At 68.0% G+C, this 21,407-nt stretch carries 21 protein-coding genes and 1 tRNA gene; 11 read left to right on the top strand and 11 right to left on the bottom strand.

From position 1 onward, the window contains the following. Nucleotides 1-32 precede the first annotated feature (32 nt). Nucleotides 33-545, bottom strand: a complete 513-nt coding sequence (locus F7Q96_RS20405; protein WP_053822564.1) for a DciA family protein — start codon at nt 543-545, stop codon at nt 33-35. Nucleotides 546-799: 254 nt separating this feature from the next. Here F7Q96_RS20405 and secA point away from each other — a divergent pair, with 254 nt between their 5' ends. From secA to F7Q96_RS20425, 4 genes are all read left to right on the top strand, one after another. Continuing rightward, on the top strand, nt 800-3,574 hold the full coding sequence (gene secA / locus F7Q96_RS20410; RefSeq protein WP_053822563.1) for a preprotein translocase subunit SecA: 2,775 nt from the start codon (nt 800-802) through the stop codon (nt 3,572-3,574). A gap of 52 nt (nt 3,575-3,626) precedes the next feature. Beyond that, nucleotides 3,627-4,856, top strand: coding sequence for a bifunctional glutamate N-acetyltransferase/amino-acid acetyltransferase ArgJ (argJ, locus tag F7Q96_RS20415; RefSeq protein ID WP_053822562.1), 1,230 nt, complete (start codon nt 3,627-3,629; stop codon nt 4,854-4,856). A 123-nt stretch (nt 4,857-4,979) separates the two neighbouring features. Beyond that, nucleotides 4,980-5,891, top strand: coding sequence for an ATP-binding protein (locus tag F7Q96_RS20420; RefSeq protein ID WP_053823207.1), 912 nt, complete (start codon nt 4,980-4,982; stop codon nt 5,889-5,891). After that, nucleotides 5,888-6,292 carry an NUDIX domain-containing protein gene (locus F7Q96_RS20425; RefSeq protein ID WP_053822561.1) on the top strand — a complete coding sequence of 135 codons (405 nt, stop codon included), beginning with the start codon at nt 5,888-5,890 and terminating at the stop codon, nt 6,290-6,292. Before F7Q96_RS20420 ends, F7Q96_RS20425 begins: the two co-directional genes overlap by 4 nt. Nucleotides 6,293-6,319: 27 nt before the next feature. Here F7Q96_RS20425 and F7Q96_RS20430 read toward each other — a convergent pair whose 3' ends face one another. The 8 genes from F7Q96_RS20430 to ispB form a co-directional block, all read right to left on the bottom strand. Continuing rightward, nucleotides 6,320-6,508 (bottom strand): DNA gyrase inhibitor YacG, encoded by a 189-nt coding sequence (locus F7Q96_RS20430; RefSeq protein WP_053822560.1) that lies wholly within the window; start codon nt 6,506-6,508, stop codon nt 6,320-6,322. A 6-nt stretch (nt 6,509-6,514) separates the two neighbouring features. After that, nucleotides 6,515-7,273 (bottom strand): cell division protein ZapD, encoded by a 759-nt coding sequence (zapD, locus tag F7Q96_RS20435; protein ID WP_006578256.1) that lies wholly within the window; start codon nt 7,271-7,273, stop codon nt 6,515-6,517. A 250-nt stretch (nt 7,274-7,523) separates the two neighbouring features. Further along, a complete protein-coding gene (gene coaE / locus F7Q96_RS20440; RefSeq protein WP_053822559.1) occupies nt 7,524-8,156 on the bottom strand; it encodes a dephospho-CoA kinase in 633 nt (210 codons plus the stop codon). A 12-nt stretch (nt 8,157-8,168) separates the two neighbouring features. Further along, nucleotides 8,169-9,110 carry a prepilin peptidase gene (locus F7Q96_RS20445; RefSeq protein ID WP_269465299.1) on the bottom strand — a complete coding sequence of 314 codons (942 nt, stop codon included), beginning with the start codon at nt 9,108-9,110 and terminating at the stop codon, nt 8,169-8,171. Between the two features lies 1 nt (nt 9,111). Continuing rightward, nucleotides 9,112-10,236, bottom strand: a complete 1,125-nt coding sequence (locus F7Q96_RS20450; protein WP_082371553.1) for a type II secretion system F family protein — start codon at nt 10,234-10,236, stop codon at nt 9,112-9,114. 33 nt (nt 10,237-10,269) lie between these two features. After that, entirely contained in the window at nt 10,270-11,592 is a 1,323-nt protein-coding gene (locus F7Q96_RS20455) for a GspE/PulE family protein (RefSeq protein ID WP_390885701.1), read from the bottom strand. Between the two features lie 102 nt (nt 11,593-11,694). Further along, nucleotides 11,695-11,771, bottom strand: a tRNA-Pro gene (locus F7Q96_RS20460). Between the two features lie 19 nt (nt 11,772-11,790). Beyond that, nucleotides 11,791-12,720: an octaprenyl diphosphate synthase gene (gene ispB / locus F7Q96_RS20465; RefSeq protein WP_053822557.1), complete on the bottom strand. Its 930-nt coding sequence runs from the start codon at nt 12,718-12,720 to the stop codon at nt 11,791-11,793. Between the two features lie 543 nt (nt 12,721-13,263). On the opposite strand from ispB, the gene rplU reads away from it, so the two are divergent. From rplU to proB, 4 genes are all read left to right on the top strand, one after another. Further along, nucleotides 13,264-13,575, top strand: a complete 312-nt coding sequence (gene rplU, locus F7Q96_RS20470) for a 50S ribosomal protein L21 (protein WP_006576525.1) — start codon at nt 13,264-13,266, stop codon at nt 13,573-13,575. A gap of 63 nt (nt 13,576-13,638) precedes the next feature. Beyond that, nucleotides 13,639-13,899 carry a 50S ribosomal protein L27 gene (gene rpmA / locus F7Q96_RS20475; protein ID WP_053822556.1) on the top strand — a complete coding sequence of 87 codons (261 nt, stop codon included), beginning with the start codon at nt 13,639-13,641 and terminating at the stop codon, nt 13,897-13,899. 137 nt (nt 13,900-14,036) lie between these two features. Then, a complete protein-coding gene (gene obgE, locus F7Q96_RS20480) occupies nt 14,037-15,134 on the top strand; it encodes a GTPase ObgE (protein WP_053822555.1) in 1,098 nt (365 codons plus the stop codon). 62 nt (nt 15,135-15,196) lie between these two features. Then, nucleotides 15,197-16,321 (top strand): glutamate 5-kinase, encoded by a 1,125-nt coding sequence (proB, locus tag F7Q96_RS20485; protein ID WP_053822554.1) that lies wholly within the window; start codon nt 15,197-15,199, stop codon nt 16,319-16,321. Nucleotides 16,322-16,389: 68 nt separating this feature from the next. Here the strand turns inward: proB and F7Q96_RS20490 are convergent, their stop codons facing one another. Both F7Q96_RS20490 and F7Q96_RS20495 read right to left on the bottom strand, forming a co-directional pair. Next, nucleotides 16,390-17,028 carry a CNP1-like family protein gene (locus tag F7Q96_RS20490; protein WP_226994765.1) on the bottom strand — a complete coding sequence of 213 codons (639 nt, stop codon included), beginning with the start codon at nt 17,026-17,028 and terminating at the stop codon, nt 16,390-16,392. Further along, complete coding sequence (locus F7Q96_RS20495; protein ID WP_151023206.1) at nt 17,021-17,680, bottom strand: RNA pyrophosphohydrolase; 660 nt, start codon at nt 17,678-17,680, stop codon at nt 17,021-17,023. Before F7Q96_RS20495 ends, F7Q96_RS20490 begins: the two co-directional genes overlap by 8 nt. 259 nt (nt 17,681-17,939) lie before the next feature. Between F7Q96_RS20495 and F7Q96_RS20500 the strand changes: the two genes are divergently transcribed. From F7Q96_RS20500 to F7Q96_RS20510, 3 genes are read left to right on the top strand one after another with little or no spacing between them, the layout of a single operon-like run. Then, nucleotides 17,940-19,667, top strand: coding sequence for a proline--tRNA ligase (locus tag F7Q96_RS20500; RefSeq protein ID WP_053822553.1), 1,728 nt, complete (start codon nt 17,940-17,942; stop codon nt 19,665-19,667). A gap of 4 nt (nt 19,668-19,671) precedes the next feature. Then, complete coding sequence (locus F7Q96_RS20505; protein WP_144425836.1) at nt 19,672-20,367, top strand: lytic transglycosylase domain-containing protein; 696 nt, start codon at nt 19,672-19,674, stop codon at nt 20,365-20,367. After that, nucleotides 20,364-21,317, top strand: coding sequence for a 2OG-Fe(II) oxygenase (locus F7Q96_RS20510; protein WP_151023208.1), 954 nt, complete (start codon nt 20,364-20,366; stop codon nt 21,315-21,317). Before F7Q96_RS20505 ends, F7Q96_RS20510 begins: the two co-directional genes overlap by 4 nt. Nucleotides 21,318-21,407: the final 90 nt, after the last annotated feature.

A 21,407-nucleotide genomic window follows, 5' to 3' on the forward strand; every position in this document is an offset into this window, starting at 1 on the left:
GCGGGCGCGCCCGCTCTCCGCTTGCGGTTGCGCTAGCCACGTCCCTGGCGGTGCCGCGACAGCATCGTCTGCACCGCGTCCCGCAGCGGCGAGTCCGGCAGCGTCTGCGCCAGTTCGCCCAGGCTGTTCAATGCCGCCGCCGGCACGCCCGTCTTCTTCGGCCGCTCGGCCGGCTCCACGTCCCAGTCGCCGCGTGCGGCGTCGGGCTGTACCCGTACCTTGACCGCATCGATCCGCGCGCCGCGCTGCTGCAGCCGCGCCAGCAGGCTCGGCACGATCTGCCGCACCCGCGCCGCGGCGGCGCCGTGCGCGGCCAGCAGCAGCAGCGTGTTGGGCTGCCCCGGGCTGCGGGTGTCCTGGCGCACGCCGCCGACCGCGATGCCGGCGCGCATGCCGGGGGGCAGCAGGGCCATCACCTCGGCTTCCAGCGCGGCCAGCTCGCGCGCCGCCTGCATCAGCGACGACATCGGACCGGCCTTGGCCAGCCAGTCGTTCAGCGGCTTGGCGTGGGGCGTTTGCAGGGCGTGGTGGGTGAACAGGCGCATGCCGCATTCTAGCCTCTGGCTGCCTCGAGCGGCCCCGCCGCGGCACCGGCGGTGCCGTGCGCGAGACACCGTGCCGGCAGGGCCGGCAGCCACGCCCGGCGTCTCGGAAACCGCGCGGGACCCGCCACGGAACCGCCCGCCGCGCGTGATAAACTCGGCGTTTTGCGCTAATCCTCTCTTCGCCACGCGCGCTTCGCGTCCGGCCCTCCGGCTCGGACGGCGGGACCGCAATCGTGCGCAGGTGACACCAATCGATGATCACGGGCCTTCTCAAGAAAGTCTTCGGCAGCCGTAACGAGCGGCTGATCAAACAATATCGACGGACAGTCGAGCGGATCAACGCGCTGGAGCCGAAGTTCGAAGCGCTGTCGGACGACGAGCTGCGCGGCATGACCGAACAGTTCCGCCAGCGCCACGCCGGCGGCGAATCGCTCGAGTCGCTGTTGCCCGAAGCCTTCGCGGTCTGCCGCGAGGCCAGCAAGCGCGTGATGAAGATGCGCCATTTCGACGTGCAGCTGATCGGCGGCATGGTGCTGAACGACAACAAGATCGCCGAGATGCGTACCGGCGAGGGCAAGACACTGACCGCGACGCTGGCGGTCTACCTGAACGCGCTGACCGGCAAGGGCGTGCACGTGGTCACGGTCAACGACTACCTGGCGCAGCGCGATGCCGAGTGGATGGGCCGGCTGTACAACTTCCTCGGGCTGTCGGTCGGCGTCAACCTGTCGCAGATGCCGCACGACCAGAAGCAGGCGGCCTACAATAGCGACATCACCTACGGCACCAACAACGAATTCGGCTTCGACTACCTGCGCGACAACATGGTCTACGACCCGGGTCAGCGCGTGCAGCGGCCGTTGCACTATGCGATCGTCGACGAGGTCGACTCGATCCTGATCGACGAGGCGCGCACCCCGCTGATCATCTCGGGGCAGGCGGAGAACCATACCGACCTGTACCAGCGCATGAACGGCATCCCGAAGCTGCTCGAGCGCCAGATCGGCGAGGAGAAGGCGGACGGCACCGGCGTCGAGAAGCCGGGCGACTACTACGTCGACGAGAAGGCGCACCAGGTTTACCTGACGGAGGCCGGCCACGAGAAGGCCGAGCAGATCATGGCGCAGCTGGGCCTGATCGGCGAGGGCGAGTCGCTGTACGCGCCGCAGAACATCACGCTGATGCACCATCTGTACGCCGCGCTGCGCGCGCACAGCCTGTTCCATCGCGACCAGCACTACGTGGTGCAGAACGACGAGGTCGTCATCGTCGACGAATTCACCGGCCGCCTGATGACGGGCCGCCGCTGGTCCGACGGCCTGCACCAGGCGGTCGAGGCCAAGGAAGGCGTCACCATCCAGCAGGAAAACCAGACGCTGGCGACGATCACCTTCCAGAACTACTTCCGGATGTACGAGAAGCTGGCCGGCATGACCGGCACGGCTGACACCGAGGCCTATGAATTCCAGGAGATCTACGGCCTGGAAGTGGTCGTGATCCCGACCAACAAGCCGACCCAGCGCAAGGACTTCCAGGACCAGATCTTCAAGACGTCCAAGGAGCGCTACGACGCCGTGGTCCGCGATATCCGCGAATGCTACGAGCGCGGGCAGCCGGTGCTGGTCGGCACCACGTCGATCGAGACCTCGGAATACCTGTCGGACCTGCTGAACAAGGAAAAGCTGCCGCACCAGGTGCTCAACGCCAAGCAGCACGCGCGCGAGGCGGAGATCGTCGCGCAGGCGGGCCGGCCGCAGATGATCACGATCGCCACCAACATGGCGGGCCGCGGTACCGACATCGTGCTGGGCGGCAACGTCGAGAAGCAGGCCGGCTTCATCGAGGCCGATGCCAGCCTGTCGGCCGAGGACAAGGCCTCGCGCATCGCGCAGCTGAAGTCCGAATGGCAATCGCTGCACGAGCAGGTCAAGGCCGCGGGCGGCCTGCATATCGTCGGCACCGAGCGCCACGAATCGCGCCGGATCGACAACCAGCTGCGCGGCCGCGCCGGCCGCCAGGGCGACCCGGGGTCGTCGCGCTTCTATCTGTCGCTGGACGACCAGCTGCTGCGCATCTTCGCCGGCGACCGCGTGCGCGCGATCATGGACCGCCTGAAGATGCCCGAGGGCGAACCGATCGAAGCCGGCATCGTCACGCGCTCGATCGAATCTGCGCAGCGCAAGGTCGAGGGCCGCAACTTCGATATCCGCAAGCAGCTGCTGCAGTACGACGACGTCGCCAACGACCAGCGCAAGGAAATCTACAAGCTGCGCAACGAGGTGCTCGAAGCGCAGGACGTCGGCGAGATGATCAAGAGCCTGCGCGAGGGCGTGCTGGTCGATCTGTTCCGCGAGTACGTGCCGGCCGAATCGATGGAAGAGCAGTGGGACATCGACGGCCTGGAGAAGCGCCTGCGCGACGATTTCGGCCTGGAGCTGCCGCTCGCGCAGACCATCGAGAACGCGCAGAGCATCGAGGACGAGGAACTGCTGCAGATGATCGTCTCGGCCGCGGCCGAGCGCTACGAGGCCAAGGTCGCGCAGGTCGGCCGCGAGGCCTTTGCCGGCTTCGAGCGCTCCGTGATGCTGCAGAGCATCGACACGCACTGGCGCGAGCACCTGGCCGCGCTGGACCACCTGCGCCAGGGCATCCATCTGCGCGGCTATGCGCAGAAGGATCCGAAGCAGGAGTACAAGCGCGAGTCGTTCGAGCTGTTCGCGCGGCTGCTGGACGTGATCAAGAGCGAGGTCACCCGCGTCGTCTTCAACGTCCAGATCCAGTCGCCGGAAGAGCTCGAGCACGCCTCCGAGCAGATCGAGGACGATCTGTCGCATCTGGGCAATGTGCGATACCAGCATGACGAGTTCGGCGGCGCCGGTCCCGACACCGGCGAGCGCGCGATCGCCGCCGCGGCACGCGGCGCGCGCGACGACAGCGAAGTGGCGACCATGCCCCGCGTCGGCCGCAACGATCCGTGCCCGTGCGGCTCGGGCAAGAAGTTCAAGCAGTGCCACGGCAGGCTGAGCTGAGCCGGCCGCAAGACACTGGCACTGGGTATCGCATCGAAGCAAGGAATCGAACATGGCCGTCAACTTGCCGCTGCCGCAGGCAGAGAATCTGAAACCGGTCGCCGGCGTCGAGCTCGGCTGGGCTGAAGCGGGCATCCGCAAGGCCAACCGCAAGGACGTGCTGGTGGTGTGCCTAGCCGAAGGCAGCACCGTGGCAGGCGTCTTCACGCGCAACCGCTTCTGCGCCGCGCCGGTGCAGGTCTGCCGCGAGCATCTGGCGGCAGGCCGCGGCATCCGCGCGCTGGTGATCAATACGGGCAACGCCAATGCCGGCACCGGCGAGCCGGGTCTGGCCAACGCACGCGCGACCTGCGACGCGGTCGCCGCGGCGCTGGGCATCGGCGCCGACCAGGTGCTGCCGTTCTCGACCGGCGTGATTCTCGAGCCGCTGCCGATGGAGCGCCTGCTGGCCGGCGTGCCGAAGGCGATCGAGAGCGCGCGCGAGGACAACTGGCTGGCCGCGGCCGAATCGATCATGACCACCGACACGCAGCCGAAGGCCGCGTCGCGGACGGTGACGATCGGCGGCAAGACCGTCACGCTGACCGGCATCAGCAAGGGCGCCGGCATGATCCGTCCCAATATGGCGACGATGCTGGGCTTCATCGCCACCGATGCGGCCGTGGCGCAGCCGGTGCTGCAGGCGCTGGTGTCGCACGCGGCCGACCACTCGTTCAACAGCATCACGATCGACGGCGATACCTCGACCAACGATTCGTTCGTGCTGATCGCCACCGGCCGCGCCGGCGCGCCCGCGATCGAGCGTGCCGACGGTGCCGAGTTCGAGGCGCTGCGCGATGCAGTGACGTCGCTGGCGCAGGAGCTGGCGCAGATGATCGTGCGCGACGGCGAAGGCGCGACCAAGCTGATGACGATCCAGGTCGAGGGCGGACGCGATGTCGCCGAGTGCCGCCAGATCGCCTACGCGGTCGCCCACTCGCCGCTGGTCAAGACCGCGTTCTACGCGTCCGATCCCAATCTGGGCCGGATCCTGGCCGCGGTCGGCTATGCCGGTGTCGACGATCTCGATGTCGGCGGCGTCAACCTGTGGCTCGACGATGTCTGGGTCGCCAGGGACGGCGGCCGGCACCCCGACTACCGCGAGGAAGACGGCCAGCGCGTGATGAAGCAGGCCGAGATCACGGTGCGCATCGCGCTGGGCCGCGGCAATGCCACGGCCACGGTCTGGACCTGCGACCTGTCGCACGATTACGTATCGATCAACGCGGACTATCGTTCCTGATCGTTGCCCGACGATGCCTTGCCGCCTGGCGAGGCATCGCCGGCGATGGCGGCCCGGCATCGGGCCACCGCCATCCCCTCGCTGTTCCGCTTCTCCCATCCCCCGCCTCTCCGGATTGCCGCCATGTCCGATCTCGCCTCCCGTCTCGACCAATTTCTCGCCCGGCTCGAACAGTGGCTGCCGCCGCAGCTGACCGAGGCGGACTGGCAACAGGCCGTCGCCTTCCGCTGGCGCAAGCGGCAGAGCCTGTTCGGCAATATCGGCTATCTGCAGGCGATCCGCCAGCTGCCGCCGATCCATCTGGACGACCTGAAGAACATCGAGCGCCAGAAGGACGCGATCGTCGCCAACACGCGCCAGTTCGTGCACAGGCTGCCGGCCAACAACGTGCTGCTGACCGGCGCGCGCGGCACCGGCAAGTCGTCGCTGATCAAGGCCTGCCTGAACGCCTTCGTGGACGAGGGGCTGCGCCTGGTCGAAGTCGACAAGGCCGACCTGGGCGACCTCGGCGATATCGTCGAGCAACTGACGCAGCGGCCGGAGCGCTTCGTGATCTTCTGCGACGACCTGTCGTTCGAGGACGGCGAATCGGGCTACAAGTCGCTGAAGTCGGCGCTCGACGGCTCGGTCGCCGCGCAGTCGGACAACGTGCTGGTCTATGCGACGTCGAACCGCCGCCATCTGCTGCCGGAGTACATGAAGGACAACGAGACCTACCAGCACACCGCGGATGGCGAAATCCATCCCGGCGAGGTGGTCGAGGAAAAGATCTCGCTGTCCGAGCGCTTCGGCCTGTGGCTGTCGTTCTATCCGCCGAAGCAGGACGAATACCTGAATATCGTCGCGCACTGGCTGCGCCAGTTCGGCTGCAACGATGACGATATCGCCGCCGCGCGCGGCGATGCGCTGGTCTGGGCGCTGGAGCGCGGCTCGCGCTCCGGGCGCGTCGCGTGGCAGTTCGCGCGCGACTGGGGCGGCAAGCATGGCAAGCCTTACGGGGGACATCCGGGCGCGCACCAGGGCGAGCCGGCATGAGCGGCGGACGCAAGGTCACCGAGGTCGCGGTCGGCGTGCTGGTACGGCCGGACGGCCGCTTCCTGCTGGCGCAGCGGCCGGCCGGCAAGCCCTACGAGGGCTACTGGGAGTTTCCCGGCGGCAAGCTCGAAGCCGGCGAATCGGTCGAAGCGGCGCTGGCGCGCGAGCTGCACGAGGAACTGGGCCTGGACATCACGGCCTCGACGCGCTGGCACGTGCTCGAGCACGATTACCCGCACGCCTATGTGCGGCTGCACTTCTGCAAGGTCACCGGCTGGACCGGCGAGCCGGTCGGGCGCGAAGGCCAGGCGTTCTCGTGGGAGCGGGTGCCCGTTACCGTCGGCCCGCTGCTGCCGGCGACGATTCCGGTGGTCCAGTGGTTGGGTGAGGAGGCGGCCTGAGGGCTGCCGCCGTGCGCGCGCGGGCGCTCAGTCCTCGTTCCGGTCCTGCTCGTCCTCGGTCGGATCGGCCGGCTTGCCGCCGATCACGTATTTCTCCGAGGCCCAGGCACCCAGGTCGATCTGCTTGCAACGTTCGGAACAGAAGGGGCGGAACTTGTTTTCCGGCGCCCAAACGACGTCCTTGCCACAGGTCGGGCATTTGACTACGGATGGCATGGCAAATCAGAAGTTGCAGAGTTTGAGCAGGAAGGGGATGTCGGCGTCGACCGAGCGCGGTCGCATGTCGCCGTCCTGCTGGGTGAAGCGCACCCACAGCATGTACTTGTTGGCGCTCATCTCCGGGATGAAGGCCAGCAGCGAATCGTCGAGCAGCACCTGCATCAGCTGGTAGCTGCGGCCGGACAGCATCTGCTGATAGCTGCCGCCGGTGGCGATCACCTTGCCGCTCTGTCCGGATTCGCGCAGCAGCTTCAGCACCGCATCGGTACCCACGCGCAACGGAATCAGCGGACGCACCCACTTCAGGATGTCGGCGCGCCGCTCCTCGGCGGGCCGATGCTGCCAGGCGTAGTACGAGGGCAGGTCGAACTCGCAGGTGCCGCCGGGAATGATCGCGCGGCTGCGGATGCTGGTCAGCCACTCGTTGTCGGTCAGCAGCTGGCCCGCCTTGCCGACGGTCTGGTTCAGCTGCGCGATGGCCTGCTCGAGCTCGCCGATCACCGCGTCGAGCGTCTGCTGGTCGATCTGCGGGCTCGAACGCAGCGCGCTCAGCGCCTGGCGCTGGCGGTCCAGTTCCTTGATCAGATCGGTCTTCAGGTCGGCGCGGCCAGCGACGTCGATGATCTCGAACAGCGTGGTCAGCGCGACATGATGCTGCAGCGCATGTTCCTGTCCGAGAAAGTAATCCAGCCGATCGAACAGGTCCTCCAGACGCAGGAGTGTCCTGATGCGTTCGTTGAAAGGATATTCGTACAGAATCAAGGGGAAGTCCGTGCAGCGCGGCGTCGGCCAGCTTGCCGGCCCGGTGCTGGATTCGACAGACGAATCGGCTCAGGCTGGCGCGCGAGGCGATCGGTACAGAATGCATGCGAAGCTCGCATGCGGCCGTATGCATGCACTTGGCAGCATATTCCAACGCATTCTATGCGAGACAGCGCGCAAGGACAATGAAACGCCGCCGATGGTGGCCTCGGCGGCGCCTGACGGAAAGTGCGCTTGCACGCCGGCGTGGCTAGCGCGCGGCGGGTTTGGCGGACAGCGGCTGCATCGCACGATAGCGGCGATCGAGCGCCTCGACCTGCGGCGGCAATGCCTCGACCGGGCCATCGTTGTCGATCACGTCGTCGGCGACGGCCAGCCGTTGCGCGCGTGTGGCCTGCCTGGCCATGATGGCCTCGACCTGCTCGCGCGAGAAGCCGTTGCGCGCCATTACGCGGGCGATCTGCGTCGCTTCGCTGCAGTCGACCACCAGCACGCGGTCGACACGTTCGCGCCAGCGGCCCGATTCGACCAGCAGCGGCACGACGTGGATCAGATAGGGATGGGCGCCGTCCGCGCGGATCCGGGCGGCCCGCTGTTCGGTGACCTCGCGGATCAGCGGATGCGTGATCGCCTCGAGCCGGGCCTTGGCGGTCGGATCGGAGAAGACCAGCGCGCGCATCGCGTCGCGGTCCATCGCGCCGTCGGCGCGCAGACACTTGGGGCCGAAGGCCTCGACCAGCGCGGGTATTGCCGCGCCGCCGGGCGCGGTGATCTCGTGCGCGATCAGGTCGGTATCGATCAGCGCGGCGCCGCGCTCGGCAAACAGATCAGCGACGCGGCTCTTGCCGGAGCCGATGCCCCCGGTCAATCCGATTTCCAGCATAAGTCTCCAGGGTCAGTGGGTCTGCATCGCGCCCGCTTCGATGGCAATGTCCGGCGCCAATGACGGCAGCAGCCAGTCGGCACCGGCGAACAGCACCAGCAGTCCGGCGCCGGCAATGAACGGCCCGAACGGGAACGGCGTATCGCGATCGTGGCGGCGCAGTGCGATCTTGGCAAGACCGTACACCAGTCCCACCACCGAGGACACCAGCACCAGCGCAGGCAGCGCCTGCCAGCCGAACCAGCCGCCGAGCGCGGCCATCAGCTTGAAGTCGCCATAGCCCATGCCCTCCTTGCCGCGCAGCAGCTTGAACAGCCAATAGGTGGTCCACAACAGCAGATAGCCGGCGGCCGCGCCAATCACCGCATCGCCGATCGGCGCGAACAGGCCGGTCAGGTTCAGCAGCAGGCCGAGCCACAGCAGCGGCTGCGTGATCTGATCCGGCAGCAGTTGCGTGTCGGCATCGATCAGCGCCAGCGACAGCAGCGACCAGATCAGCACCAGCGCGGCCAGCGCCTGCCAGGTGGGCCCGAAATGCCAGGCCGCCAGCGCGCACAGTGCCGCGCTGATCAGCTCGACGGCGGGATAGCGCAGGCCGATCGGCTTGCCGCAGGCCGAGCAGCGGCCGCGCAGCAACAGATAGCCGAGCACGGGGATGTTCTCCCACGGGGCGATCGCATGGCCGCAGTGCGGGCACGACGAGCGCGGCACCACGAGGTCGTAGCGATCGGGGTAGGGCACGGGCTCGTGGCGCAGCGCCGCCAGATAGTTCGCCTCCTCGCGTTCCATCATGCGCGGCAGCCGATGCACCACCACGTTGAGGAAGCTGCCGACCACCAGACCGAGCAGCGCGGCCGCGCCCAGCAGGAACCACGGCGGCAGCGCGGCCAGTGCGGCAATGGTCCAGGTACCGGCGGGCATGGCCGCGTTCCAGTTCGACAGGAAGCCTTGCATCTCAGACCACCTGGGCCAGCTTGAAGATCGGCAGATACATCGCGATCACCAGCGCGCCGATCAGCACGCCCAGCACCACGACGATCAGCGGCTCGACCATGCCGGCGACCGCGGCGACGCCCTCGTCGACCTCGCGCTCGCAGCATTGCGCGACATGGAGCAGCATCGTGTCGAGCGCGCCCGATTCCTCGCCGATGCGCGTCATCTGCAGCGCCATCGGGTCGAACGCGGCACTGGCGCGCATTGCCGTCGCCAGGCTGGCGCCGCAACGCACCGCGCGTTCGATCTGCCGCGTGGCATCGCGGTACACACGATTGCCGGCGGCTCCCGCGACCAGCGCCATGGCCTCGACCAGCGGCGTGCCCGCGGCGGACAGCGTCGCCAGCGTGCGCGTCCAGCGTGCCACCGCCGCCTTGCGCAGCAGCGGACCGGCCAGCGGCAACCGCAGCACCGCGCGATCGCGCGCATGGCGCAGCGCAGCCGAGCGCCGCAGCGCATGCCGCAGGGCCAGCCACGCCAGCGGCGGCAGCAACAACAGCAGCTGCCAGTTGGCAACCAGGCCATCCGACACCGCGATCACGAATTGCGTGGGTCCGGGCAGTTCGGCGCCGGCGCCGAAGCCGACGAAGACCTGCTTGAAGGCGGGAATGACGAACAGCATCAGGATCGTCGTCACGGCGGCGGCGACCGCCAGCACCACCAGCGGATAGCGCAGCGCGGCGCGTACCTGGCCACGCAGCGCGATCTCCTGTTGCTGATGGACGCACAGCCTGTCGAGCATGCCGCCGAGCGCGCCGCTGTGCTCGCCGGCTTCGACCAGGCTGCAGTACAGCGCGTCGAACGTGCGGGGATGGCGGCGCATGGCCTGCGCCAGGCCGCTGCCGCCCTCGATGTCGGCGCGCAATTGCGCCAGCAGGCGGCGCCACGCCGGGTCGCCATGGCCGCGCGCGATGATGTCCAGCGCCGGCAGCAGCGGCACGCTGGCGCCCAGCAGCGTCGACAGCTGGCGGGTGAAGCGCGCGATGTCCTCGGCATGGAATCGGGGTGGCGCGATGACGCGCGCCATGGCCCTGAGGCGGACGGCGGCGCGCGGTGCCGGCGCCGCCATGGTGGACCCGGATGGCATGATCGTTCGGTCGATCTTCGTGATGGATTGTCGTTATGGATTGGTCGTCGCCAGCACCTCGGCCAGCGAGGTCGTGCCCGCCCTGACCTTGAGCAGCCCCGCCTCGCGCAACGATAGCACGCCCTCGCGGCGCGCCTGCTGGGCCAGCGCACGGGCACTGCCCCGCGACAGGATGATGTTCTGCATCGCGTCGGAGACCGGCATCACCTGATGGATGCCGCAGCGCCCGCGATAACCGCTGCCGCGGCACGCGGCGCAGCCGACCGGCTGGCAGGGCTGCCAGTCGCCGTCGAGCAAGGTGTCCGCGAAACCGGCCTCGCGCAGCGCGGACAGCGGCACCGGGACCGGACGTTTGCAGGCGCACAGCATGCGGGCCAGCCGCTGCGCGGTGATCACCAGCACGCTGGCGGCCAGGTGAAAGGGCGCGACGCCAAGCTGCGCGAGCCGTGTCAGCGTGCCCGGCGCATCGTTGGTGTGCAGCGTCGACAGTACCAGATGGCCGGTCTGCGCCGCCTTGACCGCGACATCGGCGGTTTCGGCATCGCGGATCTCGCCGACCATGATCACGTCCGGGTCCTGCCGCAGCAACGCTCGCAGCACGGTGGGGAAGTTCAGGCCAATCTTGTCGTGGATATTGACCTGGTTGATGCCGGCCAGCTGGATCTCGGCCGGGTCCTCGGCCGTCGAGATATTGCGCTCGTGCTGGTTCAGCAGATTCAGGAGGGCGTACAGCGAAACGGTCTTGCCGCTGCCGGTCGGACCGGTGACCAGCACCATGCCGTGCGGACGGCGCAGCCGCTCGAGCAGCACGGCCAGCTGCGTCGGCTCGAGGCCGAGGCTGTCCATATCGAGCCGCACACTGGACGCGGCCAGCATGCGCAGCACGATCTTTTCGCCGAACAGCGTCGGCAGCGTCGATACGCGCAGATCGACCGCGCGGCCGGCGGCCCCGTCAGGCGTCGCCTCGCCGTCGCGCCGCGGCACCACGAACCGCATGCGGCCATCCTGCGGTACACGCTTCTCGGCGATGTCCAGCCGCGCCAGCACCTTGATCCGCGTCGCGATGCGATCGCGAATGTCCAGCGGCGGACGGGCGACCTCGTGCAGCTGCCCATCGATGCGAAAGCGCACGCGATAGAAGCCTTCGTACGGCTCGAAGTGCAGGTCCGAGGCGCCGCGCCGGCAGGCCTCGGCCAGCAGCGTCTGGACGAAGCGCACGACCGGCGCGTCGTCGACCGATGGCATGGCGGGGTCGTATTCGATCGGCGCATCGGACGGGGCGGTCATGGCGATCATGGCGGGCGGGACGCAGTGCGGGAGTGGCCCAGTGTGCGATGCGCCGGCGGGAACGGGAATGCGCCCAGTCTCAAATGGCGGGGACGGCCAAAGCAAGAAGACTTAAACGAACGGACCAAAACAAAAGGGCCGTGCATCGCTGCACGGCCCTTTCGGAAAAACTGGTCGGGGTGAGAGGATTCGAACCTCCGGCCTCTACGTCCCGAACGTAGCGCTCTACCAGGCTAAGCTACACCCCGTTTTCTGTTCCCCGCCGCGTCAGGACTGACGTTGCAGCGAGAAAGCACATAACTTTATCAGCGTTTCCTTCAGTTGTGAAGAGGGAAATTGCATTGCCGCGCGTTCGGCCGCATCGGCCTCGCGTTTTGCGGCCTCGAAGGTCGCATCCAGGGCCCCGCATTGATGGATGGCCGAGAACACCGCGTCGAAGTGTTCGGTGCCGCCCTGGACGATCGCCTCGCGCGCCAGCGCGCGTTGCTCGGCGCTGCCATGCTCCATCAGATGCAGCAGCGGCAGCGTCGGCTTGCCCTCGCGCAGGTCGTCGCCGGCGTTCTTGCCCATCTGTTCGGCGCTGGCGGTGTAGTCGAGCATGTCGTCGATCAGCTGGAAGGCGGTGCCGATGCGGCGGCCGTATTCGGCGGCCGCCTCTTCCATCGCCGCGTCGGCACCCGCCAGCACCGCGCCAAGCTGGGCCGAGGCCTCGAACAGCTTGGCGGTCTTGTAGCGGATCACCTGCAGATAGCGCTCCACCGTGACGTCGGGGTCGTGCATGTTCAGCAGCTGTAGCACCTCGCCCTCGGCGATCACGTTGGTCGCGTCCGACAGGATCTGCATGATGCGCATGCTGCCGGCGTCGACCATCATCTGGAACGCGCGCGAATAGAGAAAGTCGCCGACCAGCACGCTGGCGGCATTGCCGAACACCGCGTTGGCGGTCTGGCGGCCGCGCCGCAGCTCGGATTCGTCGACCACGTCGTCGTGCAGCAGCGTGGCGGTGTGGATGAATTCCACCACCGCGGCCAGTTCGTGATGGCGATGTCCGTCATAGCCCAGCGCGCGTGCGGACAGCAGCAGGATCACGGGGCGCAGGCGCTTGCCGCCCGCGCCGATGATGTATTCGCCGATCTGTTCGATCAGGGGCACTTCGGAAGACAGGCGCTGCCGGATGACTGCATCGACGGCGCGCATGTCGGCAGCGACCGGAGCGAGCAAGGCAGAAGCGGAAGACTCGGACAAGATGATCACCGTTACGCAGAACGAGCGATTATATGCGATGGCCGTGTCCAGATGGCCCGGATGGCACCTCGTGCGCGCGATCGCGCGGCGCGTTCGCCGGCGGATACCGGCTTGCGGGCCGGGGCGGGACCGGCGCCTATAATGCCGCCATGAACAAGCCCGCCGCTCCCGATGGCCATGGCCGCCGCCCCTTCCGCCGCCTCGCGTGGTGGGTCGCGTTCGCCGCGCTGGCCGGATTTCTGCTCGCCGAGGCGACCTGAGGGGCCACTGCATTAAGTGCGCTGCCCGTCTCTGCGGGCCTATGTGTTTGTTTTCTTTGCACTTTTCCCGCTGCTCGTATAGAATGCCGAGTTTCCTCCGGCTGAACTGCTGTTGTTGCGTCCGTGCCGGCGGGAGATAACCGGGCCGAAAGCGCGTTGCATGGCCGCTTCGCCTAGCCGCGAAGCCGCGCCAGCGCTGGCTTTTGGGCGTTTATTCACATCGAGAGGTTCGACAATGTACGCGGTCGTAAAAACCGGCGGCAAGCAATACAAGGTTGCTGCTGGCGAAAAACTGAAAGTAGAACAGATACCGGCAGACATTGGCGCAGAAATCACGCTCGACCAAGTGCTCGCAGTGGGCGCTGGCGACCAGATCAAGTTTGGTACGCCGCTGGTCAGCGGGGCTTCCGTCAAAGCTACCGTTATCTCCCAGGGTCGTCACGACAAGGTGAAGATCTTCAAGATGCGCCGTCGCAAGCATTACCAGAAGCGCCAAGGCCATCGCCAGAATTACACCGAACTGCGCATCGAAGCGATCGTTGCCTGAGTCCCCGCGGACCGCAACGAGAGCAAATCGGTGACATCCAGGTAAAGCGACAGGAGCTAAGTCATGGCACAGAAAAAAGGCGGCGGTTCCACACGGAACGGCCGCGATTCCGAATCGAAGCGTCTGGGCGTGAAGGTGTTTGGTGGCCAGGCCATCAACGCCGGCGGCATCATCGTCCGCCAGCGCGGTACCCGTGTGCATGCCGGCGAGAACGTCGGCGTGGGCAAGGACCACACCCTCTTCGCCCTGGTTGACGGCCACGTGAAGTTCGCCGTCAAGGGCGCTGCCAAGAAGCAGCAGGTCAGCGTCGTTCCGGCAGCCTGACCACTGCCTTGCAGCACGAAGGCCCCGCAACCCTTGCGGGGCTTTTTCTTTTCTGGCGACAATGTCGAACGTCGCCCGCCGCCGGCAGCGCCTGACAAGGTCTTTCGACGCGGCACGCTCCAGCACGGATCACCATCATGAAGTTCATCGACGAAGCCCGAATCGAAGTCATTGCCGGCAATGGGGGCAATGGCAGCGCGTCGTTCCGGCGCGAGAAGTTTGTGCCGTTCGGCGGGCCGGACGGCGGCGATGGCGGCCGTGGCGGCAGCGTCTACGCGGTGGCCGATCGCAACATCAACACGCTGATCGATTTCCGCTACGCCAAGAAGCATGTCGCCCGCAATGGCGAAAACGGCCGCGGCTCCGACTGCTACGGCGCGGCCGGCGACGACGTGACCCTGCGCATGCCGGTCGGTACGCTGATCACCGACATGGACAGCGGCGAGGTCATCGCCGATCTGACCGAGCACGGCCAGAAGGTGTGCCTGGCCGAGGGCGGCATGGGCGGCTGGGGCAATCTGCATTTCAAGTCCAGTACCAACCGTGCGCCGCGCCAGCAGGTCGACGGCAAGCCGGGCGAGCGCCGCATGCTGAAGCTCGAACTGAAGGTGCTGGCCGACGTCGGCCTGCTGGGCATGCCCAATGCGGGCAAGTCGACCTTCATCTCGCACGTGTCCAATGCGCGGCCCAAGGTCGCGGACTATCCGTTCACCACGCTGCATCCGAATCTCGGCGTGGTACGGGTCGACCACGAGCAATCGTTCGTGATCGCCGATATTCCGGGGCTGATCGAAGGCGCCGCCGAGGGCGCCGGGCTGGGACATCAGTTCCTGCGCCATCTGCAGCGCACCGGGCTGCTGCTGCATATCGTCGATCTGGCACCGTTCGACGAATCGGTCGATCCGGTCGCCGAGGCGCGCGCCATCGTCAACGAGCTGAAGAAGTACGATGCCGAGCTGTACGAGAAGCCGCGCTGGCTGGTGCTGAACAAGCTCGACATGGTTCCCGAGGACGAGCGCGAGGCGCGCGTCAAGGACTTCATCAAGCGCTACAAGTGGAAGGGACCGGTGTTCCGCATCTCGGCGCTGACCGGCGAGGGCTGCCGCGAGCTGGTCTACGCGATCAAGGACCATCTGGCCGCGCTGAAGGCCGAGGAGGCCGCGGCGCTGGCCGAGCCGGACGTGCGTCTGGACGAGCGGCTGCACAACGTCGATCGCGACGAACGACAAGGCTGATCGCCTCGCCGGAATTCTGTCCCGGATCTTTGCCCGGCACGACCCTACTTCAGGAGACACAGTTGCCCACCCAATCGGTCATCGCGCAGGCCCGGCGCATCGTCGTCAAGGTCGGATCGAGCCTCGTCACCAACGACGGCAAGGGGCTGGACCACGATGCCATCGCCCGCTGGGCGGCGCAGATCGCCAGGCTGCGTACCGCCGGCAAGGAAGTCGTGCTGGTCAGCTCGGGCGCGATCGCCGAGGGCATGCAGCGGCTGGGATGGGTGCGCCGTCCGCGCGAGATTCATGAGTTGCAGGCCGCGGCCGCGGTCGGCCAGATGGGGTTGGCCCAGGTCTACGAGAGCCAGTTCGGCCGCTATGGCATCCGCACCGCGCAGGTGCTGCTGACCCATGCCGACCTGGCCGACCGCGAGCGCTACCTGAATGCGCGCTCGACGCTGCTGACGCTGCTCGGCCTGGGCGTGGTGCCGATCATCAACGAGAACGACACGGTCGTCACCGACGAAATCAAGTTCGGCGACAACGATACGCTGGGCGCGCTGGTCACCAACCTGATCGAGGGCGATGCGCTGGTGATCCTGACCGACCAGCGCGGCCTGTACACCGCCGATCCGCGCAAGGATCCGGCCGCCGAGTTCGTGCACGAGGCGCTGGCCGGCACGCCGCAGCTCGAGGCGATGGCCGGCGGCGCCGGCACCGCGATCGGCCGCGGCGGCATGCTGACCAAGATCCTGGCGGCCAAGCGCGCGGCCAAGTCGGGCGCCCATACGGTGATCGCGTCCGGACGCGAGGCCGACGTGCTCGCGCGTCTGGCCGGCGGCGAGGCGATCGGCACGCAGCTGCTGGCGCCGACCGGGCGGCTGACCGCGCGCAAGCAATGGATGGCCGACCATCTGCAGCTGCGTGGGCGCGTCGTCATCGATGCCGGCGCGGTCGACAAGCTGACCGCGGGCGGCAAGTCGCTGCTGCCGATCGGCGTGGTGGAAGTGCAGGGCGAGTTCGCGCGCGGCGAGGTCATCGCCTGCGTCGATGCGCAGGGGCGCGAGGTGGCACGCGGCCTGACCAACTATTCGAGCGCGGAGGCGCGGCTGATCGCGCGCAAGCCGTCGTCGGAAATCGAAGCGGTGCTCGGCCATCTGAACGAGCCCGAGCTGATCCACCGGGACAACCTCGTACTCGTCTGAGCGGACGCAAGAAGGCCGGCGATGGCAATCCGCCGCCGCCGGCCTTCATCGTAGTCTGTCGATACCCCTTACTGGTACGCGCCCTGCCGGGCCACGCCGTCGCGGATCGCGCGCACGATGTCCTCGGTCTTGCCCGCCACCGCGCGGCCGTCGCAAAGATATTCGGACGCCAGCGTCGCCGCATAGCTGTTGCGCACGCTGGTGCTCATCGTCCGCCATTGCTCGGCGCCCGCGCTCTGGTTCGGCACCCAGGTCTTGCTGCCGGGCGGCATGGTGGCGAACAGCTTGCGCTGGAACACGTCGCAGCGCACCCCTTCGTAGCTGATGTTGCGCACGCCGGTCGGGCTGGTGATCACCGCGGTGTAGCGCACCGCGCCGTCCTCGCCGACCAGGATCGACTTGGCGTCCACCGCGAACGACAGGCGCCCCGTGGTGCTGACGTCAAACGGCAGCAGATCGGCGTCGGCCGGCGGCGGCGGCAGCTTGGTCGCGGCCTCCTGGAAGCCCTTGGAGGCGAGCCGGTCGAGCAGGAAGACCGGTTCCTCGGCCTCCTCCGCTTCGAGCTGGGCGGCGCGCTTGGGCGTCTCGGTGCTGGTCGAACAGGCGCTCACCAGGGCGACCGCGAACAGCGTGGCAAGCCCGGCAGCCAGACCGTTGAGGGTCGCGCTGCCGGTGTGGCGTCGGCCGAAGCCGGCGGGTTTAGTCATCAGTGCTCCGCGTTTGCACGCAGACCGGCGCTTCCGGCTGCGTCAGGGTAGGGGACGGCTGGCTGGCGGCCGGCGTATTGCCCGGGGCTTGCCGGCCCGCGCGCTGGCCGCCGGCGCGGCCGGCGTTGCCGTGGGTCCCGGCATGGTGGTTGCCGTAGGGACTGAGCGGCGCCCGCTGGCCGCGATGCAGAAAGCGCGACAGCTCCGTCAGCGCCATCTGGTAGACCTCGCGCTTGAATTCGATCACCGCATCGAGCGGCACCCAGTACTGGCTCCAGCGCCAGGCGTCGAATTCCGGGTGGTCGGTGGCGCGCAGGCAGATATCGCAATCGCGCGCCGCCATCCGCAGCAGGAACCAGATCTGTTTCTGCCCCTTGTAATGCCCGCGAATCTCGCGGCGTATGAACTTGTCCGGCACCTCGTAACGCAGCCAGTCGCGCGTGCGACCGACGATCCTGACGTGCTCGGGCAGCAGTCCGACCTCTTCATGCAGTTCGCGGTACATCGCCTGTTCCGGCGTCTCGCCGTATTTGATGCCGCCTTGGGGAAACTGCCAAGAATGTTCGCCGATTCGCTTGCCCCAGAACACCTCGTTCCGTGCGTTGATGAGGATGATGCCGACGTTCGGGCGGAAGCCTTCACGATCGAGCATGACTGCACCTCGAATCCTTTAGAATTACGTCGATTATAAAGGAAGCGCGGGGTCCGTCCGGACCGGTCCAGCGTGCTGGTTTTCCCCGACGAAATGCGCCGTTTCAGGCGCCTTTCGCCGGCCCAGACACCGTGTCGCGACCGTGTTCCTGGCGGCGTTTTCCGACGCTGTCCTCGACCCTGTCGCACCCCTTGCCCTTTTCCCATCGATCCGCGCCGCGTGCGCCGTCCCAACCTGCTGTCCCAACCGAAAGCCACGGATGAAAGCTTCGCAATTCTTCATTTCCACTCTCAAGGAAGCCCCCGCCGACGCGGAGATCGTCTCGCACAAGCTAATGATGCGCGCCGGCATGATCAAGAAGCTGGGTGCCGGCATCTATAGCTATATGCCAACCGGCCTGCGCGTGATCCGCAAGATCGAGCGGATCGTCCGTGAGGAGATGAACCGCGCCGGCGCCGTCGAACTGCTGATGCCGTTCGTGCAGCCGGCCGAGCTGTGGCAGGAGACCGGCCGCTGGGACAAGATGGGCCCGGAGCTGCTGCGCCTGAAGGATCGCCATGAGCGCGACTTCGTGCTGCAGCCCACTTCGGAGGAGGTCGTCACCGACATCGTCCGCACCGAGATCCGCAGCTACAAGCAGCTGCCGCTGAACCTGTACCAGATCCAGACCAAGTTCCGCGACGAGCGCCGGCCGCGCTTCGGCATCATGCGCGGGCGCGAGTTCACGATGAAGGACGCCTATTCGTTCGACCGCGACGAGGAAGGCATGAAGGTGTCGTACCGCCAGATGTACGACGCCTATATCCGCATCTTCCAGCGCTTCGGCCTGGAGTTCCGCGCGGTGGCGGCCGACAACGGCGCGATCGGCGGCTCGGGCTCGCACGAGTTCCACGTGATCGCCGACACCGGCGAGGATGCGATCGTCTACTGCCCCGAGTCTGACTACGCCGCGAACATGGAGGCCGCCGAGGCGCTGCCGCTGCTGGCCGAACGCGCGCCCGCGCGCGAGGCGCTGACGCGCACGCCGACGCCGGGCAAGGCCAAGTGCGAGGACGTCGCCGAGCTGCTGGGCATCCCGCTGGAACGCACCGTCAAGTCGATCGTGCTGGCGACCGAGGGCCCTGCCGGCGAGCCCGCGCAGATCTGGCTGCTGCTGCTGCGCGGCGACCACGATCTGAACGAGATCAAGGCGTCGAAGGTGCCGGGCCTGGCCGAGTTCCGCTTCGCCACCGAGGCGGAGATCGTCGCCACCTTCGGCACGCCGCCCGGCTATCTGGGCCCGATCGGTGCCAAGGCGCCGATCCGCGTGGTGGCCGACCGCACCGTGGCCAACATGAGCGACTTCGTCTGCGGCGCCAACGAGCGCGACTATCACCTGACCGGCGTCAACTGGGGCCGGGACCTGCCCGAGCCGCTCGTGGCGGACCTGCGCAACGTGGTCGAAGGCGACGCCTCGCCCGACGGCAAGGGGCGGCTGGCGATCTGCCGCGGCATCGAGGTCGGCCATGTGTTCATGCTCGGCACGCGCTATTCGGCGGCGATGAACGCGACCTTCCTCGACGAGAACGGCAAGACCCAGCCGATGCAGATGGGCTGCTACGGCATCGGCGTGACCCGCATCGTCGGCGCGGCGATCGAGCAGAACTACGACGAGCGCGGCATCATCTGGCCCGCGGCGATCGCGCCGTTCGAGGTGGTGGTGTGTCCGGTCGGCTACGACCGCTCGGAAGCGGTCAAGGCCGAGGCCGACCGCATCCATGCCGAGTTGCTGGCGGCCGGCGTCGACGCGATCCTGGACGACCGCGGCGAGCGCCCCGGCGTGATGTTCGCCGACTGGGAACTGATCGGCGTGCCGCATCGCGTGGTGGTCGGCGACCGCGGCCTGAAGGAAGGCCAGGTCGAGTACCAGGGCCGGCGCGACGCCGAGGCGAGCCGCGTGGCGGTGGCCGACATCGTCGGGCATGTCCGCAAGCTGCTGGCCAGCTGACGCCATGCTCACGCCGCGATGCGCCGCCATCGCGGCGCTGCTGTCCGCGCTGGCGTTGCTGACCGCGCCGCCCGCGCACGCCGGCGCCCAGCGCGAGGAGCAGCTGGCCGACGCCGTGCGCGGCGCGCTGGCCGCGGCGATTGCCGACGCGCGTCCCGCCCGGCCGGTGTTTGTCTCCGCCGGCGAGCGCGAGGCCTATCTGCGCTGGGTCGCCGAGATGTCGCGCCGCCTCGAGCGGCGCATTCCCGAGCCGCCGCTCCGCACCGAGCTGGTCGAGGCCGTCTACTACGAAGCCAGGCGGGCCGGACTCGAGCCGGCGCTGGTGCTGGGGCTGATCCAGGTCGAGAGCAACTTCCGCAAGTACGCGATCAGCACGGCGGGCGCGCGCGGCCTGATGCAGGTGATGCCGTTCTGGGCGCGCACCATCGGCGACGGCGACGCGCGCAAGCTGTTCCATCTGCAGAGCAATCTGCGCTACGGCTGCACGATCCTGCGCCACTACCTGGACCGCGAGTCCGGCGACCTGTTCCTCGCGCTCGGCCGCTACAACGGCAGCCGGGGCCGCGCCGAATACCCGAACGCGGTGCTGGCCGCATGGAGGCGCTGGCAAGAGGCCGAGGCCGCGGTGACGGTGGCGAACACTGCCGCCCCTGCCGCCCCTGCCGCGTTCCCATCCACCCGCCTGTCCGATCCGTCATGACCTCCCGCCCGCATCCGCAGGCCGGCAAGGCCGGCTACGCCACCTCGTCGCCCGAACTGGAACGCTGGCTGGCCCGGCATATCGCGCAAGGCTTCGGCGCCGACGCGCTGGTGCGGTCGATGTGCCAGTCCGGCTACGACGCGGCCTTCGCCCGCGCCACGGTGCAGGCGGCCCTTGCCGGATCCGGGGAGCGCGGCGCAAGGCCGGGGCATTCGCCATCGCCGGGCGCCAGGCCGAAGGCCGCCACGGATCTCACGACGAGCGCCGCGCGCGACGGTGCGGCCCCCGCGGCCGCGGCGATCACGGCCCCCAACGCGCTGCCCGCCGGCGATGGCCGCGACGTGCCGGTGCTGTTCGCGATGGAATCGCCGCGCATCGCGCTGTTCCAGCGGCTGCTGATGCCGGACGAATGCGAGGCGCTGATCGCGCTGTCCCGGGGCCGGCTGGCGCGCTCGCCCGTGGTCAATCCCGATACCGGCGACGAGAACCTGATCGATGCGCGCACCAGCATGGGCGCGATGTTCCAGGTCGGCGAGCATCCGCTGATCGAGCGGCTCGAGGCGCGCATCGCCGCGGTGACCGGTGTGCCGGTCGAGCAAGGGGAAGGACTGCAGATCCTGAACTACAAGCCCGGCGCCGAGTACCAGCCGCACTACGACTACTTCAATCCGCAGCGCCCGGGCGAGGCGCGCCAGTTGCGCGTCGGCGGGCAGCGGATGGCGACGCTGGTGATCTACCTGAACGACGTCCCGGCCGGCGGCGCGACCGCGTTTCCGAAACTGGGTTTGCGCGTCAATCCGGTACAGGGCAATGCGGTGTTCTTCGCCTATCTCGGCGAGGACGGCGCGCTCGACGAACGCACGCTGCACGCCGGGCTGCCGGTCGAGCAGGGGGAGAAGTGGATCGCCACCAAGTGGCTGCGCGAGGCGCCGTATCGCGGGGAAGGCTGACCCGCCGCCGGTCGGCGGCGTCTGGCTTCGCGCTGCGCCGAGCCGCCCCCCATCTGTGCCGAACCGGCAAGCAGCACTGTGCCGGGCTTT

This window comes from Cupriavidus gilardii, assembly GCF_008801915.1.
Taxonomy (GTDB): domain Bacteria; phylum Pseudomonadota; class Gammaproteobacteria; order Burkholderiales; family Burkholderiaceae; genus Cupriavidus; species Cupriavidus gilardii.

Bases quoted from the DNA above. Each gene is read 5' to 3' on its own strand.
- secA (WP_053822563.1), top strand. From the start codon at position 800: ATGATCACGGGCCTTCTCAAGAAAGTCTTCGGCAGCCGTAACGAGCGG.
- F7Q96_RS20450 (WP_082371553.1), bottom strand. From the start codon at position 10,236: ATGCCATCCGGGTCCACCATGGCGGCGCCGGCACCGCGCGCCGCCGTC.
- argJ (WP_053822562.1), top strand. From the start codon at position 3,627: ATGGCCGTCAACTTGCCGCTGCCGCAGGCAGAGAATCTGAAACCGGTC.
- obgE (WP_053822555.1), top strand. From the start codon at position 14,037: ATGAAGTTCATCGACGAAGCCCGAATCGAAGTCATTGCCGGCAATGGG.
- F7Q96_RS20500 (WP_053822553.1), top strand. From the start codon at position 17,940: ATGAAAGCTTCGCAATTCTTCATTTCCACTCTCAAGGAAGCCCCCGCC.
- F7Q96_RS20495 (WP_151023206.1), bottom strand. From the start codon at position 17,680: ATGCTCGATCGTGAAGGCTTCCGCCCGAACGTCGGCATCATCCTCATC.
- F7Q96_RS20430 (WP_053822560.1), bottom strand. From the start codon at position 6,508: ATGCCATCCGTAGTCAAATGCCCGACCTGTGGCAAGGACGTCGTTTGG.
- rplU (WP_006576525.1), top strand. From the start codon at position 13,264: ATGTACGCGGTCGTAAAAACCGGCGGCAAGCAATACAAGGTTGCTGCT.
- F7Q96_RS20505 (WP_144425836.1), top strand. From the start codon at position 19,672: ATGCTCACGCCGCGATGCGCCGCCATCGCGGCGCTGCTGTCCGCGCTG.
- rpmA (WP_053822556.1), top strand. From the start codon at position 13,639: ATGGCACAGAAAAAAGGCGGCGGTTCCACACGGAACGGCCGCGATTCC.
- F7Q96_RS20405 (WP_053822564.1), bottom strand. From the start codon at position 545: ATGCGCCTGTTCACCCACCACGCCCTGCAAACGCCCCACGCCAAGCCG.
- F7Q96_RS20445 (WP_269465299.1), bottom strand. From the start codon at position 9,110: ATGCAAGGCTTCCTGTCGAACTGGAACGCGGCCATGCCCGCCGGTACC.
- coaE (WP_053822559.1), bottom strand. From the start codon at position 8,156: ATGCTGGAAATCGGATTGACCGGGGGCATCGGCTCCGGCAAGAGCCGC.
- ispB (WP_053822557.1), bottom strand. From the start codon at position 12,720: ATGCGCGCCGTCGATGCAGTCATCCGGCAGCGCCTGTCTTCCGAAGTG.
- F7Q96_RS20420 (WP_053823207.1), top strand. From the start codon at position 4,980: ATGTCCGATCTCGCCTCCCGTCTCGACCAATTTCTCGCCCGGCTCGAA.
- F7Q96_RS20510 (WP_151023208.1), top strand. From the start codon at position 20,364: ATGACCTCCCGCCCGCATCCGCAGGCCGGCAAGGCCGGCTACGCCACC.
- F7Q96_RS20425 (WP_053822561.1), top strand. From the start codon at position 5,888: ATGAGCGGCGGACGCAAGGTCACCGAGGTCGCGGTCGGCGTGCTGGTA.
- F7Q96_RS20490 (WP_226994765.1), bottom strand. From the start codon at position 17,028: ATGACTAAACCCGCCGGCTTCGGCCGACGCCACACCGGCAGCGCGACC.